Genomic DNA, 15,650 nt, shown 5'->3' on the forward strand with positions numbered 1-15,650 from the left:
CGGCTTCGTTCAACCTGGATCGGGCTTCACTCGGGGTCATTGATTCCCCACCTTCTCTAGGTAACCTATTTGAGCCCTGGCCGCCTCGTGGTGGCCCGCTGAAAATGACCTTATTGGTTCCTTGTGAAAAAAGAAGTGCGGGTGACCCCGAAGTGGTGCCCCTCACAATCACCCCCGCTCAGTAACCGGCGTCAATGTGCTGGGCCGCCAAGGGCACCGACGCAAGCACCTCATAGCGGGGTTCCCCTCCCCGACCCGCCCCGAGGGTGGATTTAACCAGGTCGATCTGAGTGACCGGGAAATCCGGCCCCTGATAGACGGCGAGCGCATGCACCACATCATCCAGCACCGGATCCCAGCCCCGCTGCCTGCCCCGCTGATTACGGGCCACTGTGAGATGGGCGCGCTGCCGGGAACGCTCGCTCGGATCGAGGAGACAATCCGCCATCAGCTGCTTGAGCATCGGAGTCTCCCCGCCGACCCCCACCCAGAGATTCCGCCGGTTGAAGGAACCAGCCCCCCTGAGGTTGAGCTCCATGGCCCGGGCCCCGGCGGCAGCCATGGCCAGGTGCCCCAGCAGATCCTCGATCGCCCCTTCAGGTTGCTCCCCGTAGAAGGCGAGGGTCAGGTGCCACTGCTGCGGGTCCGTCCATCTGAGATCCGGGCCCAGGTCCGCGCTGATCGGGCGGAGCGCACCGAGCAGGTGCTCCCTGGCCTGGGTCGAGGGGGAAATCGAGGCGAAAAGGCGCATACCTTTGAAAACTAGCCTGCGAAGGGGAAAACCACCAGGGGTGCACTTCCCCCCGGACCCCGGGGAGAGAAAACCCTCTGGAGTGGGGTGGGAACCGCTTTCTCAGTCGACCTCTCCGGACCGTTCCCACACTTCCCCGACCTCGGCATCGATCAGCTCCAACCCGAAGACCTCCCCCAGCACCTGCCCCAATCGACCCGGGTCACCGATCTCCTCCCGGTGTTCACCCTCGGGTCCGACGCTGCGCAGCACCCGACCCCGGAGACTATGCCGGGTGCCGTCCCGCAGGGGCCGCGCCAACACCGGGTAGCGGGTGAACATGACCTGCGGGCTAGTGGAGACATACCAGTTGGAAACCTCAATATCCTGGGGCTGGGCGGGGACCGTGTCGAAACCATAGAGGTTGTGCCACACCCCCTCGCCGGAGCGGCGCTGCAGCAGCAGGGAGACGTCCCTGGCCTGCAGCTGACTGGGCAGTGTCTCAGGTGCGGACACCAGGCGGAACTCCCCCACCTGAGCGCCCACCTCAACCGGGAGGGAGACGGTCGGGGTGCCACCACCGAACCCCGGATCCACCAGCCGCAGCTGCTCGCCCAGCACCACCAGGGTCAGATGGTGGGTCGGCCCGGAGGGAGTGGTCAGGGTGGGATCCCGATAGACCCGCGCCAGGACGGGAAAACACTTGAAACCCAGTTCCCGGAGGACCTGTTGGACCAACAGGGCGTGCTCATGGCAGAAACCACCGCGTCGGGCGTCGAGAAGCTTGGTGGCCACCACCCCGGGATCAAGGCTGGCTCCCCGACCAAGCAGCGGGTCAAGATTTTCGAAGGGGATGGCTTCGGCATGGTGGGACAGGATGTTGTCCAGGGTTTCAACCGGGTCGCTCCCCGCCGCAGGGGCCGGGATACCGAGGCGGCGGAAATAGCGTTCCAACAAAGTCATGGCATCCAGTGTGCCAGCCAACCCCTGGCCATTTCCGCGGATTGCGTCTTAGAGCTCGCCGACGTGTTCCAGGAAGAGATGGGGGACACGGCGCTGTATCTCCGCGGTGAAGACGTGCATCGGTGGCTGTAGATAAGACGGGTAACTGTAGGTGCCGGACTCCAGTTCCCGGGGGATCTGGTGTTGACGACTGAAGGCCGCAGCCAACTTCGCCTTGGGATCCACCCGCGCGTCACTGCCCTGCGGGATGAGGGTGAATTTCACCAGGGAGGAACCGGTATCACCATTGGACTCCACCCAGGTCTGTATCCCCTGGATATCCCGCAGATCAATTTCCCGGCCCCGGTAGTCCCTCAAGTAGTGGCCCACCAGACTGAAATAGGGCTGGCGGCGGGGGCTGATCCAGTGGAGCATCCGCCAGAGCAGCAGAATGCTGAGTAGACCGGTGGTCAACAGTGCCACTGAGGGGGATACTCCGAATGCCCCGGTTTCCAGGAAGAGGAGCCCGACCAGGAGCACCAGGAAGAGTCCCAGGGTTGACCCCAGGAACATGGTGGAGGCAAGCAGGGAACGCCTGGTGCGGGTAACTGTGAAGGTGGCGGCATCGCTCATGACTTTAAGGCTGGACATCGAAACTTCCGTCCGGATGAAATATCAACGCGACTTCTTCGCCGACCCGGGTGTCCATCTCCTGGAGAAAATCGGCGATGGAGCCGAGCAGGGCATGCTCATCATTGAGGTGCAGGCCCCGCTTGCCCTTGCGGGAGTCCAACGCCCTAAAGGAGAGCCGGGGCACCTGGAGCATCCCGGCGATGGCCCGGGGAACCGGGAAACCCTCACCGGCCAACATCTCCTCGGTGACGATGAGCGGGACGCGGTATGTGTCCCCTAACACCTGGATCCGGGGATCAGCGGTGGGGAGCCAGGTCTCCCCGGCAGGGACCACACGTCGGTGGACATGCCCGCCGCGGAGTTCAAAGTCACCATCGGAGGCGACAGTGCGTACCGCAGCGGTGCGGTAGGGGGAGGTGTCCATCAGGTGCTGGAGTTCAACGCCGTTGTCCTCGGCTGCATCCACCTGAGACGCAAGCCACTCCGGCAAGATCTGGGTGGTGTTTTTCATGTTCAAGACCCTAACCCGGAAACTGAAGCGCAGTGTTGACAATCCGTTAAATTCACCCACTTTTCACGATCCCGTACCCCGTTGGCCATGCCATACCAGCACCGCGGTTGAGCCTCCACCCCGACAGCTGTAAACACCCCTCCCTCGCCAACCGAGTTCGGGGCTGCGGCACTCCGAAAAAAGATGCCCTTCACCTGCATAAACGCAATATGAGTCACAATTGATGCCGGGCTGTAACCCACAACGCTTGACACTGTCCACCTGGGAATTTAGGTTAAGTTGACCTGAACGATGCAAACGATTGCAGCCCTAACTTGAATCTTTAAGTCCGCTTCCCACCCCGCTCCCCTAGTTTCACCCCCGAAAGAACTATCCCGCCCGACCGGATTGAGCCCGGGGAGGGTCCCCCAGCCTGAAAGTCCACCCACCATGATGACCCAGCCTCCCCACCCCAGAAGGGCCAAACCGGCCACCCTCAAAGAAGTGGCGCAGTTGGCTGGGGTCTCCATAAGCACCACCTCCCGGGCGCTCAGCGGCCACTCCGCAATCTCCGCGGGCACCGCAGAACGCGTCCGGGCTGCCGCCATAGAACTGAGTTATCAGCCCAATGCCCAGGCCCGTGCCCTGCGGGCCGCACGGACCTCCACCATCGGATTGACCATCCCCAGTGTGATCAACCCCTATTTCGCGGGACTCGCCGCTGCGGTGCAGCATGCCGCCAGCGAGGCATCCCTGTCGACCATCCTCTTCACCTCCGAGGAGGATCCGGAGGAACTGGCCAAGGCGTTGAGGGTGTTGGCGGGACATCGGGTGGACGGCCTGCTGGTGGTCCCCCATGAGGAAAACAGCGAACAGCTGCTGGAACTGAGAAACCTGGGTGTCCCGCTCGTCCTGGTTGACCGCACCCTCCCGGACACTGAGATCACCTCCGTCTCCTCGGACCCCACGGAGGGGGTCACCGCCGCGGTCAGACATCTGAAGGAGCGTGGCCACCTTTCGATCGGCTACCTTTCAGGGCCGGTGGACACCTCCACCGGTCGGGAACGACTGGCCGCCTTCCACGACGCCTGCCGCGCCGAAGGCTTCGGGGATCAGCCGGTGTACCCCGGTGGTTATGAACAGCGGGAAGGTTATGAAGGCACCCGGACGCTGTTGGCTCAGGGAATCCGGGCCATCATCGCCGGGGACACCATGATGTCCATCGGTGCACTCGAGGCCTGCCACACGCTTGGCGTCGAAGTTGGGCGGGACATCGCCCTGGTGGGTTTTGATGACCACCCGATCTTCCAGCTGCAGCCGGCCCCCTTGACGGTCATCGATCAGCAGGTCACCGAGCTCGGGATCCGCGCCTTTGAGGTGCTGCAGCACCTGATTGCCGGGGACACCCCACCGGTGTCGGTACGTCTGCCCACCAAACTGAAGATCCGGGCCTCCACCGCCGGTTCCGCCCCCTGAGCCACGCCTGGCAACAGCGGCATGGGAAGTGTCGGCCGCTCTGACACATCGCTAGAGTTGAGGGAAAATATCCAGGATCGCAGGCCTGCACAACCCATCGCCGGGCTGCGGAGAAAAAGGGGTGAATGTCGATGAGTGGTGTCGTCGTGGTCGGTTCCATCAACGCTGATCTGGTGGTCCGGGTCCACCGCCATCCCCACCCAGGTGAAACACTGATGGGCAGCGGTGGCAACATAACCCCAGGTGGCAAGGGTGCCAACCAGGCGGTGGCCGCGGCACTCCAGGGCGCGGAGGTCACCATGATCGGCGCGGTGGGTTCAGATGCCTACGCCGGCCCCAGCACCGAACTGCTCCACTCCGCCGGGGTGAACATGACCGGGGTGGCCACCACCGCGACAACCACCGGCCTGGCTGTGATCACGGTGTCCAAGGACGGCGAGAACTCCATCATCGTGGTCCCCGGCGCCAACGCCACCGTCGATGAATCCTATGTCCGCACTCATGCGGACACCCTCGTCGGGGCCGATATCCTGCTGCTCCAGGGTGAGATCCCGGCCTCGGGGTTCGCCGCCGCCACCGAGCTCTGTGGCGGACGTCTCGTGGTCAACCTCGCCCCGGTGATCGAGGTGCCCCGGGAGGCCCTGCTGAAAGCTGATCCGATCATGGCCAATGAGCATGAGGCCGGTCTGATCCTGGAGCAGCTGGGCATCACCCCGGAGTCCGGGGAGCCGCAGGTACTCGCCCAGTCGCTTCTCGACGCCGGGTTCGCCTCGGTGGTGTTGACTCTCGGCGCCCATGGTGCGCTGGTGGGGACCCCGGCGGAACTGGTGGAGATCCCCACCCCGAAGATTGAAGCGGTGGACACCACCGGTGCCGGTGACGCCTTCGCCGGTGCCTTCGTCGCCAAGCTCCTGGAAGGTGAGGACATGATCGCCGCGGCGCAGCACGCCGCCCGGGTGGGTGCCTACGCCGCGACCGGCCACGGTGCCCAGGCCTCCTACCCCGATACCACTGCCCAGCTGCCCGAGGTCAGGGGCTAGACCCCGGGGAAACACTTTTGCCCTGTCAACGGTCACACACCGCGGACAGGGCAATTTTTCTTTGTGGACTCTAAAGATGCATCAGGTTCAGGGGCATATCAGGAGGAATAGACCTGGGTGAGCAGGCCAGGGTCAAGAACATGCTCTTCAGCCACCTCGAAAATGTCGATGAGGCGTTCAAACTCCGACATTTCGCCGACACTGAGCGAAACATGGTCGCGACCGTGTTCAAAAGCATTCATGAGCGCCGCCATTTCTTTCGCAACTGGTTCATGTAGATCATCACAGATACTAGCCCATCAGGGTGGACAATCCACCATGATCACTTCCCCGGAATTCAGGTGGACCCCGGGAATCACCTTCCCCCTTTGTCAGCGGCCCCAGGGCATACCCAGGTATTCCACGCTGTACAAGGTCAAAACCCCAGCTTGAGTTCCTGTCCGCTGGCCTGGTCGAAGCCCTGCAGCTGGCGCTCCGTGGTCCAGGAATAACCGATCTTTCTTGCCTCCAACACCACCGGCGCAGCTTTCTTCAGCTCCACCCGCAGCAGGGAGTGGTCCTCACAGGCCCGGTGCAGGGTAGCCAGCACCTGGGAATCCACCGCCTGACCGGGTTCCAGCAGGAATTGACGTTCCGCCGCTTCCTCCTCCGGTGGCTGCTCCGCGATCCAGGACTCGATGTCCTCCCAGTCCAGTTCCCTCGCCGCCCCAAGCGATATTTCAGCGAAACCGTGGTGACGGGCCAGCACCCGGCGCGGCGCGGCCGCCATGACCAGGGCGAGGAACTGGTTCACCCGGTACATGAGCTTCTCATCCGCCATCATCTCCGGGGTGTCCATCACCCGTTCCAGGATCGCCAGCAGATTGTGATAGGCGGGCTCATCCATGGGGATGCCCCTGACATCCTTGCCGGCCCGCCCGGTGCTCGATTCAGAGTCGACATGGGTCTGTCGGTAGGCGGGGTCATGGAGGCTGAATCGCATCGGCGGCCCATCATCGGTGATCACCCGATAGCCCTCATCCTCAGCCAATTGCACTGCCCCGATGATAGTTGAGGCGGACTCCCCCCAGTTCCAGCATCAGGTCCCAGAGTTCCCGGTCCCCACGGCTCAGTGCCAGAACCACCCGGAAGATGAGGTTAGGATGGGTGGAGGCCAGGATCTGCTCAGTGGGTACATCAGCGATATCCCTGACCCGGTCGAAGACTCCCCAGACCACGGTGCCCGGGCCATGTCGTGCCACCAGCGCAGCGGGAAAAAGCAGATAAAAGCGCTGCCGCTCCGGTCTCTCCATCCCCACCTCCGCCAGAACATAGTCGGTGCTGTACGGGAGGCGGTAGATCTGCCGAAGGGTGAAGGAACCCAGCAGCCGATCCCTGGCATCCATGCCCAGGGAGGTGACCCCAGAGACCTGGAAAGCCAGGTCAGAGACATCTATGAAGGGGCAGTGCCGCCCTGCGGTGTCCCAGACATAGTCCTGGAAGTCGCGGTGATCTGCAAACACCTCCATGGCGTGGGGCAGCAGCAGGGGCAGTTCGGTGTGCAGGCCGGCTTGGGCCAGATGTGTGAACCCCGCCGGGTGGGTGAATACGACGGTATAACCCTCTTCTTCGAGTTCGATGATCTCCAGGCTGCTGTACATGAGAAACAAGATTAATCCACGCCCCGTATCTGAGCTGCACCTCTGCCCCGCAACATGCCGCCCAGGGATGTGGTGCCCCGAAATATGACGTCCCCAGCTCCCCACTATCGGGAGGTATTTCACCGCAGGAATCCCTCAGCTGTCACTAGACTGAAATGGTCCATCCATCATCAAGATCGGGGTTTCATGAAAACCAACACCCTCACCCCAAGCCTGCCTGCGTCCATCAGCACCCTCGCCCCTCGAATCCACGGTCTTGACCTGGCCCGCTTCCTCGCCGTGATGGGTATGGTCTATTCCCACCTGGGTGAGGAATTGGATTATGAAGGTTTCAGCAGGATCTTCATGGAGTCCCGGAATGGTCTGCCCTCCGCTCTCTTTGCGGTCCTGGCCGGGATCTCCATGTCGATCATCTCTGCCTCTGCGGTCCGGGCCGGAGGCGCCACCCTGGCCCATAATCGCCACCGGTTGATCATCCGGGGGCTGATCCTCATGGTCCTGGGTTTCATCCTGGGAGAGGCTCAGGTCTCGATCGCGGTGGTGCTGCTCCCCCTCGGTTTGGCGATGGTCCTGCTCAGCTGGGCACCCCGTGCCCGAAACTCCACCCTGATTTCCCTGGGGTTGACTCTGCTGCTGGTGGGCCCGGCACTGCAGGTGCTGCTCCCCGGAGCTTTCCTCACGTCCTTGATGGGTGGCAGTTACCCGCTCCTGGCGTGGTTGACCTATGTCACAGCGGGTATTCTGCTCCACCGGCTGCTGATCACCCCGCAGGTTTCCACCATCGCGCTCAGCTGCCTGCTGGTTGTGGGTGCGCTGCTGACAATGTTGGGGCTTCAGGCCCGTTATCTTCTCGGTTTCATTCCGCTCGACCCGGATTCCTCGGTGCAGTACTACACCGAGGAAGTTATCTTTGAATCCAGGTTCCTGGTGTCTGAACCGGCCTTCGTCTTTCTCTCTCCGGAGGGTCACAGCGGTGGCCTGATGGAGCAGATCACCAGCCTTTTCGCTTCGCTGGCGGCACTCGCCCTGTGCCTGCTGTTGTGCCGTTTCACCTGGTTGAATAGGTTGCTTTATCCGCTGCGGGCAGCTGGCTCGATGAGCCTGACAGTGTATGTGCTGCATGTTCTCACCACCGCCTGGTACTTCCATGGGCTCGGCTTCACCCTGCTGAACCCGGCTGCGGATTTCGATGATTATCTCCAGGGGAAAGCGCCGGAAAATGATCTGCTGGTGATACTGACCGTGGTGGTTGCGGCAACGGTGGCAGCACTGTGGAAGTTGAAGTTCCGGCGGGGCCCCCTCGAGGAATGGGTGGCACGTGTCATTGATACCGCCACCCGCCAGGATCTCCCCGCCCGAGAACTACCTGATCCCAGCCCTGCCACCACCCCGGTGGGGGACCTGAAGCCACCCGCGGAGAATCCGGCTGAGCAGTTGGACAGTCACGGCCGGGAACTACAGCCTGACATCAGGAAATAACGGTGGAACAGAGACTGATCCCCGGGTCGGAGGGAGATTAACTCCTCCGGCCCGGGGATCAGTTCTGGGAATGCAACGATCTGGCAGGGGGGGCGCGGGCGGGACTCAGCCCAGCAGGGACTTGTCCGAGAGGGTGGCGCCCTTGATATTGGCAAACTCATTGAGCAGGTCCGGCACCGTCAGCTTCGCCTTGGTGACGGGGTCCGCCTCATAGACGATGCGTCCCTCATGCATCATGATCAGTCGGTTGCCCAGGCGGATCGCCTGCTCCATGTTGTGGGTGACCATCAGGGTGGTCAGGCGCCCATCAGCCACGATGCGTCGGGTCAGGTCGGTGACCAGGTCGGCGCGCTGGGGATCCAACGCTGCGGTGTGCTCATCAAGCAGCATGATCTGCGGCTGGGTGAATCCGGCCATGAGCAGGGAGAGTGCCTGTCGCTGACCACCGGAGAGCAGTCCGACCTTGGCGGTGAGCCGATCCTCCAGCCCCAGCTCCAGCTTGGCCAGCTCCTCCCGGTAGAGCTCCCGCCGCTTCCGGCTCAGGCTGGGCCCCAGACCCCGGGAACGGCCACGTCGGAGTGCGAGGGAGAGGTTCTCCTCGATGGTGAGGTGGGGAGCGGTGCCTGCCAGGGGATCCTGGAACACCCGGCCGACAAAGCGGGCACGCTTATGCTCCCGCAGCCGGGATACCTGGGATCCGGCGATACTGATGCTGCCGCGGTCCATGATCAGCCGGCCGGACACCGCATTGAGCAGGGTGGATTTTCCGGCACCATTGGAACCGATGACGGTGACGAAGTCACCTTCCTCCATATGGAGGGAAACATTGTCCAGGGCTTTGCGTTCATTGACGGTGCCGGGGAAAAAGGTCTTGGAGATGTTCTTGATCTGCAGCATCATCGAACCTCTCCGGTCGGGGTGCTTCCCACCAGGTCAGGGGTATGTGGTTCTTCCTCCAGCTGGAGGTCGGTGTTGGCCCGACGGATCCAGGTCTGGAAGCGTTTCCACCATTCCCTCATGCGCGGCACCAGCAGGGCGATGATCACCAGCACCGCGGTGATCGCCTTCATGTCATTGGGGTCCAGCCCCAGTCGCAGGGCAGCGAAGATGATCAGTCGGTAGAGCACCGAACCGATGATGACGGCGTAGACCGCCAGCCAGAGGAAACGCTGCCCGAAAACGGCCTGGCCCACGATCACCGAGGCCAGTCCGACCAGGATCAGACCGATACCCATGGAGATATCGGAGAAGCCCTGGTACTGGGCGATCAGGGCACCACACATGCCGACGAAACCATTGGAGAGCGCCAGGGTGAGCGTCTTGGTGAAGTCGGTGGAGACGCCATAGGCGGTGATCATCTGGCCATTATCGCCGGTCGCCCGGATGGACAGCCCCAGGTCGGTGCGCAGGAACCAGATCACCACGGCAGCCAGCAGGCCGACCGCGACCGCCATGACGGCGACGCTGCCCCAGCTGTTCAGGATCCCCGCCTCCCGCAGGGGGGTGAAGAGGGTGTCCTGCCGCAGGAGGGGCACATTTGCCCCACCCATGATGCGCAGGTTGATCGACCACAGGGCGATCATGGTCAGGATTCCGGCGAGCAGGCCGTCGATCTTGCCCTTGGTGTGCAGCAGACCGGTGACCGCGCCCGCCAGGAAGCCGGTGCCGAAACCCGCCAGGGTGGCCAGGATCGGGTTCCAGCCGTTGAGCAGACCGATGGCGGCGGTGGCCGCACCGGTGGTGAAGGAACCGTCAACCGTGAGGTCGGGGAAGTTGAGCACCCGGAAGGTCAGGTAGACCCCGAGCGCCATGACCCCGTAGATCAGGCCGACCTCGAAGGCGCCGATCATACCCGCTCAGCTTCGTCCAGGATGTTCTGCGGAATGCTCACACCCTGACGCTCCGCGGCATCCTCGTTGATGACGTAGGTGAACTCCTGGGCGGTCTCGACGGGGGTGGTGGCCGGGTCACCGCCGTTGCGCAGGATCTCCAGGGCCATCTCACCGGTCTGACGGCCCAGTTCGGTGTAGTCGATACCCAGGGTGGCCACGGCACCACCCTCGACGGTGCCGGATTCCGCGCCGATCACCGGGATGGACTTCTGCTCGGCAACCTGGATCAGGGAGGCGATGCCGGAAACGACCATGTTGTCGGTGGGCACGTAGATGGCGTCGACCTCACCCAGTGCCTCCACGGCCTGCTGGATCTCGTTGACGGTGGTCACCGTCTGGGTCTTGACCTCCACGCCCAGCGGGCCAGCGGCCTGGTTCACCGCATCCACCTGAACCTGGGAGTTGACCTCACCGGAGGCGTAGACGATGCCGATGCTCTCCATGTCCGGCACCAGCTCCTGCATCAGTGCCAGCTGCTCATCGATCGGGGCGGCATCGGAGGTGCCGGTGACGTTGGCACCCGGGGCTTCGTTGGAGTCCACCAGTTCAGCGGCCTCGGCATCGGTGACCGCGGTGAAGAGCACCGGAATATCGGTGATGTTCTGGGCGGTGGCCTGTGCTGCCGGGGTGGCCACGGCGAGCACCAGGTCCAGGTTGGCGGCGGCGAACTGCTGGGCGATGGTCAGGGCGGTGCCCTGCTCACCATTGGCGTTCTGCTCATCGAAGTCGACCTCGACACCGGCATCCTCGAAGGCCTGCTTGAAGCCTTCGGTGGCGGCATCGAGTGCGGGGTGCTGCACCAGCTGGTTGATGCCGATGCTGTAGGAGTCGCCGCCGGCTGCGTCGCCACCGGTGGCGGTGTCATCGCTGGAGTCGGAGGAACAGGCGGAGAGTGTCAGTGCGCCGACGGCGAAGAGGCCGGCGAGGATCTTAGGTGTGGAGAACATGTCGGTATCCTTCTCTCGTCGGCACCCCGGGGGGAGCACCGAAAGAATGAACTAAATCACCTTTGAACTTACTTGTATCCCCGCACATATGTGAAAAAGACGTGAAATCTTCCTGATACCCACCCCACCCCAGGCTTATCTACGCCGCGGCAGCCAGTCCCCCTGACACCCGGGAAATCAGGGTTGTTCCACCCGCTTCTCCCAGAACTCATCCGTGCGGTAGAGGTCGAAGAGTTCCCGGTAGCCACGCCGACTGGCGAGGGGGCCCAGGACCCTGGCCAGGGGACGGGTGATCCGCGGCGGCGGCGAGGGAAAGACGGTGTCACCCTCGAGCTCCCTGGTCATGAGCATCGCCGGGAGGAGCTGCGGCGCCCCGGACTTGGAGAACTTCCCGTCATGGGCCAGGCCATAATAGATGGGGATGAACTCGGCGAAACGTCCCCCCGGCCGGGCCTCGATGAGGAAGGACCCGAATCCCCTGCCGGTGTAGCGGAAGGTGTGCAGCACCCCCTTGGGGACCGCTGCCTTCTCCCCTGGTCCGAAGTTGTACACCGTCCTGTCCAACCGGAAGGCGAAGGTGCCCTCCAGGATCTCGAAGTGCTCTTCATAGTCGGGGTGATAGTGCGCCGCCAACCAGGGCTGGCCCTCCCGGAACACCCCTATGCCCCGCAGATACTCACCGCCGTTTTCACTGGGATCGACCAGTTTCATACCCCACTCCCCGTGGGTGGGGTGGGAGTAGATGGGGCTGATCCGGGCTGCCAGGGCCTCGGCCACGCGACCTCCCGGCGTGTAGTTGAAACCGGTGCCCTCGATGGGTTTTCCGGTGTTGTCGCGGGTTCTTCCGGTGGTCAGTGTTTTCTCGGGAGTTTCCATCAGGCAGTCCTCCGGGACTCTGGTGTGGACCATGCGGACCCCCGGGGACAGATCCCAGGGCATGCTTAACTCTGAAGCTACGCTCAGGCGGCGCTGGCCACAATCACCCAGAAATGGGGGCTGAGCAGCGATGGACATGACGTAGCATCATGTTCATGGCAAGAAATCCCCAGCAGCAGAAGCTGGCTGACATCATCGCGATCCGGCGGGTCCGGGACCGGATCGACCGGGAATACGACCGCCCTCTGAATGTGGGGGAACTGGCCCGCGGGGCCTATATGTCGGCTGGGCATCTGAGTCGGGAGTTCAAGCGGATCTATGGGGAACCGCCTTATTCCTATTTGATGACCCGGCGGATTGAGCGCGCCAAGACCCTGCTGCGCCGGGGTGATCTCAGTGTCACGGAGGTGTGCTTCGCGGTGGGTTCGGCTTCCCTGGGCACTTTCAGCACCCGTTTTTCGGAGTTGGTCGGGGTCTCCCCCAGTGTCTACCAGCAGGGGCATGGCGGGGAGGCGGCGGGACTTCCACCCTGTGTGACCCGCCAGGTGAGCAGACCGGTCAGGAATCAAGAAGCAAAGGGCTCCGCCACGCCCTAACCTCAGGGTCATGGACATCAAGATTTCGAATTCATTCCTTCCCCACACCGATCCCGAGGCCTCCCTGACCTTCTACCGTGATGTACTCGGTTTCGAGGTTCGTCTGGATGTGGGTTATGAAGACATGCGGTGGATCACCGTCGGTCCCGTTGGCCAGCCGGACACCGCCATCGTGCTGCAACCCCCGGCGGTGGACCCGGGGATCACCGAGCCGGAAAAGCAGGTGATCGCGGAACTGATCGCCAAGGGAGTCTATGCCGGGGTCATCCTGAGCACCGATGATCTGGACGGCTATTTCGAACAGGTCTCAGCCGCCGGTGCGGAGATCATCCAGGAGCCGATGACCCAGGACTACGGGGTACGTGATTTCGCGCTCCGGGACCCCGCCGGCAATATCATCCGCATCAACCAGGCCAGCTGAGCGGGAGAACCCCGTGCCTGCCGCATTTTCTGCGGCAGGCACGGGACGTCGTCAAGCGGGGTTTTTAGACCAGGCCTTCCCGCGCCTTGAACTCGCGGCGGCGGGCGTGCAGGATCGGCTCCGTGTAACCCGAGGGTGAGACGCTGGAGTCCGCACCCTTGAGAATGAGGTCCTTGGCAGCCTGGAAGGCGATGGAGCCCTCGAAGTTGGCGGCCATCGGCAGGTAGGTCGGATCCCCCTCATTCTGCTTATCGACGACCGCGGCCATCCGCTGCAGTGACTCGAGGATCTGCTCCTCGGTGACCACACCGTGGGTCAGCCAGTTGGCCAGCAGTTGGGAGGAGATGCGCAGGGTGGCGCGGTCCTCCATCAGGTCAATATCATGGATGTCCGGAACCTTGGAGCAACCGACGCCCTGCTCCACCCAGCGGACGACATAGCCGAGGATGGACTGGCAGTTGTTGTCCAGCTCCTCCTTCTTTTCCTCGGGAGTCCAATTCGGGTTCTTGGCAACCGGGATGGTGAGCAGGTCGACGAAGGAGTTGCGTCGGCCGGCGGCCTTCAGTTCCTCCTGGACGGCGAAGACATCGACGCGGTGGTAGTGGGTGGCGTGCAGGGTGGCGCCGGTGGGTGAGGGAACCCAGGCGGTGTTGGCGCCCTCGCGGGGTTGGCCGATCTTCTTCTCCAGCATCTCCCCCATCAGCTCGGTCATGGCCCACATGCCCTTGCCGATCTGGGCCTTGCCGGGCAGACCACGGGCAATGCCGGCATCGACATTGTGGTTCTCATAGGCCTGCTTCCAGGGGGCGGTCTGCATATCAGCCTTGCGGACCATGGGGCCGGCCTGCATGGAGGTGTGGATCTCATCGCCGGTGCGGTCCAGGAAGCCGGTGTTGATGAAGGCCAGGCGCTCACCGACCGCCATGATGCAGGCATCCAGGTTGACGGAGGTGCGACGCTCCTCATCCATGACACCGACCTTGAGGGTGTTGCGCGGCAGTCCCAGCAGATCCTCGACCCGGCCGAAGAGCTCGTTGGTGAAGGCGACCTCCTCCGGGCCATGCTGCTTGGGCTTGACGATGTAGATGGAACCGGTGCGGGAGTTGCGGCGGCTGTTCTCCGGGTTGATTCCCGGGATGGCGCAGAGCGAGGTGATGACGGCATCCATGATGCCCTCCTGGATCTCCTCACCATCAACCAGGATGGCGGGGTTGCTCATCAGGTGGCCGACATTGCGGACGAACAGCAGGGAACGCCCGTGCAGGGGGAGATCGCAGCCCGTGCGGGAGATGAAGTGGCGGTCCTCGTTGAGCTCACGGGTGAAGGTCTTGCCGTTCTTGGTGACCTTCTCAGCCAGCTCACCGGTGTTCAGGCCGAACCAGTTGCGGTAACCCAGGGTCTTGTCCTCGGCGTCGACAGCGGCGACCGAATCCTCGAAGTCCATGATGGTGGTGATGGCCGACTCCAGGATGACATCCTTCAGCCCGGCCGGGTCATCCTGGCCGATCGGGGAAACCGGGTCGATCTGCAGCTCGATATGCAGACCGTTGTTGCGCAGCAGGATGGAGGCGGGATCATAGAGGTCACCGGTGAAACCGAGGTAGGCATCCTCATTGACCAGGCTGTGTTCCGACTTGTCGATATGGGCGATCAGGCGACCCTCGGTGATTCCGTAGCGCTCAACATCAACGTGGCTGGCACCCTGCAGCGGGATGACATCATCGAGGAATTTGCGGGTCCACTCGATGACCTTGCGGCCCCGGGCCGGGTTGTACCCCTTGCCGCGTTCCGCACCGTCGGTGTCCGGGATGGCGTTGGTGCCGTAGAGGGCGTCATAGAGGGAACCCCAGCGGGCGTTGGCTGCGTTGATGGCGAACCGGGCGTTGGTGATCGGGACGACCAGCTGCGGGCCGGCGGTCTCGGCGATCTCCCGGTCGATGTGGCGGGTGACGATCTGGCCGCGGCCCGGCTCATCAACCAGGTAACCGATCTCGGTGAGGTAGGCCTCCATGACATCCGGATCCAGCTGGCCCGGGTTTTCCCGGTGGTACTTATCCAGCTGGGACTGCAGCTGGTCACGGCGTGCCAGAAGCTCACGGTTGCGCGGAGTCAGTTCGCGGACGAGCTGACCGAAACCCTCCCAGAAGGGGCCAGCCTCCACGTCGACGTGCGGAAGAACGGTCTCGGCCAGGAAGTCGTAGAGGACCTTGGCGACCTCCATGCCTCCGGCGTTGACGCGCTCGGTGGTGTCGGTGAGGTTGATGATGGTCGTGGACTGCTCGGACATGTCTGGCTCCTACTGACTCGGGAAAGGTGGGGACTGCCTTCGCGGATCCCTGGGAAGTCAGGAGATGACTTCGTTAGTGGGAAGCGGTCCGGCACGCATTCCGATGCGGTGCGTTGAAAATCAGGCTAAGTGATGGCCGTCACGAACAAAAGGCTTTTGCGAACTTCGCCCCATAGTTACCCCCATCACAAAAGGATGACC

The 15,650-nt window shown here is 63.0% G+C and carries 17 protein-coding genes; 5 read left to right on the forward strand and 12 right to left on the reverse strand.

From position 1 onward, the window contains the following. Positions 1-178 precede the first annotated feature (178 nt). From thpR to COCCU_RS10165, 4 genes are all read right to left on the reverse strand, one after another. Positions 179-751, reverse strand: a complete 573-nt coding sequence (gene thpR / locus COCCU_RS10150) for an RNA 2',3'-cyclic phosphodiesterase (protein WP_156231398.1) — start codon at positions 749-751, stop codon at positions 179-181. A gap of 102 nt (positions 752-853) precedes the next feature. Further along, positions 854-1,693, reverse strand: coding sequence for an arylamine N-acetyltransferase family protein (locus COCCU_RS10155; protein WP_156231399.1), 840 nt, complete (start codon positions 1,691-1,693; stop codon positions 854-856). Between the two features lie 48 nt (positions 1,694-1,741). Then, positions 1,742-2,305 (reverse strand): hypothetical protein, encoded by a 564-nt coding sequence (locus COCCU_RS10160; protein WP_156231400.1) that lies wholly within the window; start codon positions 2,303-2,305, stop codon positions 1,742-1,744. Between the two features lie 4 nt (positions 2,306-2,309). Next, positions 2,310-2,816: a hypothetical protein gene (locus COCCU_RS10165; RefSeq protein WP_156231401.1), complete on the reverse strand. Its 507-nt coding sequence runs from the start codon at positions 2,814-2,816 to the stop codon at positions 2,310-2,312. Positions 2,817-3,299: 483 nt separating this feature from the next. Between COCCU_RS10165 and COCCU_RS10170 the strand changes: the two genes are divergently transcribed. Together COCCU_RS10170 and COCCU_RS10175 are read left to right on the forward strand one after the other, a co-directional pair. Next, positions 3,300-4,271 carry a LacI family DNA-binding transcriptional regulator gene (locus COCCU_RS10170; protein ID WP_231598737.1) on the forward strand — a complete coding sequence of 324 codons (972 nt, stop codon included), beginning with the start codon at positions 3,300-3,302 and terminating at the stop codon, positions 4,269-4,271. Between the two features lie 131 nt (positions 4,272-4,402). Next, positions 4,403-5,311: a ribokinase gene (locus COCCU_RS10175; RefSeq protein WP_156231403.1), complete on the forward strand. Its 909-nt coding sequence runs from the start codon at positions 4,403-4,405 to the stop codon at positions 5,309-5,311. Positions 5,312-5,409: 98 nt separating this feature from the next. Here COCCU_RS10175 and COCCU_RS14555 read toward each other — a convergent pair whose 3' ends face one another. The 3 genes from COCCU_RS14555 to COCCU_RS10185 form a co-directional block, all read right to left on the reverse strand. Then, a complete protein-coding gene (locus COCCU_RS14555; protein WP_197088339.1) occupies positions 5,410-5,553 on the reverse strand; it encodes a hypothetical protein in 144 nt (47 codons plus the stop codon). Between the two features lie 173 nt (positions 5,554-5,726). Beyond that, positions 5,727-6,347, reverse strand: coding sequence for a hypothetical protein (locus COCCU_RS10180; protein WP_156231404.1), 621 nt, complete (start codon positions 6,345-6,347; stop codon positions 5,727-5,729). Then, positions 6,334-6,951 (reverse strand): hypothetical protein, encoded by a 618-nt coding sequence (locus COCCU_RS10185; protein WP_156231405.1) that lies wholly within the window; start codon positions 6,949-6,951, stop codon positions 6,334-6,336. Before COCCU_RS10185 ends, COCCU_RS10180 begins: the two co-directional genes overlap by 14 nt. A gap of 186 nt (positions 6,952-7,137) precedes the next feature. Between COCCU_RS10185 and COCCU_RS10190 the strand changes: the two genes are divergently transcribed. Continuing rightward, a complete protein-coding gene (locus tag COCCU_RS10190) occupies positions 7,138-8,430 on the forward strand; it encodes a DUF418 domain-containing protein (protein WP_197088340.1) in 1,293 nt (430 codons plus the stop codon). Between the two features lie 105 nt (positions 8,431-8,535). Here the strand turns inward: COCCU_RS10190 and COCCU_RS10195 are convergent, their stop codons facing one another. The 4 genes from COCCU_RS10195 to COCCU_RS10210 form a co-directional block, all read right to left on the reverse strand. Continuing rightward, positions 8,536-9,327, reverse strand: coding sequence for an ABC transporter ATP-binding protein (locus COCCU_RS10195; RefSeq protein WP_156232784.1), 792 nt, complete (start codon positions 9,325-9,327; stop codon positions 8,536-8,538). Further along, positions 9,327-10,280 carry an ABC transporter permease gene (locus tag COCCU_RS10200; RefSeq protein ID WP_156231407.1) on the reverse strand — a complete coding sequence of 318 codons (954 nt, stop codon included), beginning with the start codon at positions 10,278-10,280 and terminating at the stop codon, positions 9,327-9,329. The genes COCCU_RS10195 and COCCU_RS10200 overlap by 1 nt, the downstream gene beginning before the upstream one ends. Then, positions 10,277-11,269, reverse strand: coding sequence for an ABC transporter substrate-binding protein (locus tag COCCU_RS10205; protein ID WP_156231408.1), 993 nt, complete (start codon positions 11,267-11,269; stop codon positions 10,277-10,279). The genes COCCU_RS10200 and COCCU_RS10205 overlap by 4 nt, the downstream gene beginning before the upstream one ends. Positions 11,270-11,446: 177 nt before the next feature. Continuing rightward, positions 11,447-12,145, reverse strand: a complete 699-nt coding sequence (locus COCCU_RS10210; protein WP_197088341.1) for a cupin domain-containing protein — start codon at positions 12,143-12,145, stop codon at positions 11,447-11,449. A gap of 155 nt (positions 12,146-12,300) precedes the next feature. Between COCCU_RS10210 and COCCU_RS10215 the strand changes: the two genes are divergently transcribed. Further along, positions 12,301-12,741: a helix-turn-helix transcriptional regulator gene (locus COCCU_RS10215; protein ID WP_156231410.1), complete on the forward strand. Its 441-nt coding sequence runs from the start codon at positions 12,301-12,303 to the stop codon at positions 12,739-12,741. Positions 12,742-12,751: 10 nt separating this feature from the next. Beyond that, on the forward strand, positions 12,752-13,162 hold the full coding sequence (locus COCCU_RS10220) for a VOC family protein (RefSeq protein ID WP_156231411.1): 411 nt from the start codon (positions 12,752-12,754) through the stop codon (positions 13,160-13,162). Positions 13,163-13,226: 64 nt separating this feature from the next. Here the strand turns inward: COCCU_RS10220 and glcB are convergent, their stop codons facing one another. Further along, positions 13,227-15,449, reverse strand: a complete 2,223-nt coding sequence (gene glcB, locus COCCU_RS10225) for a malate synthase G (RefSeq protein ID WP_156231412.1) — start codon at positions 15,447-15,449, stop codon at positions 13,227-13,229. Between the last annotated feature and the right edge of the window lie 201 nt (positions 15,450-15,650).

It is taken from the genome of Corynebacterium occultum, assembly GCF_009734425.1.
In the GTDB taxonomy this organism is placed as follows: Bacteria; Actinomycetota; Actinomycetes; order Mycobacteriales; family Mycobacteriaceae; genus Corynebacterium; species Corynebacterium occultum.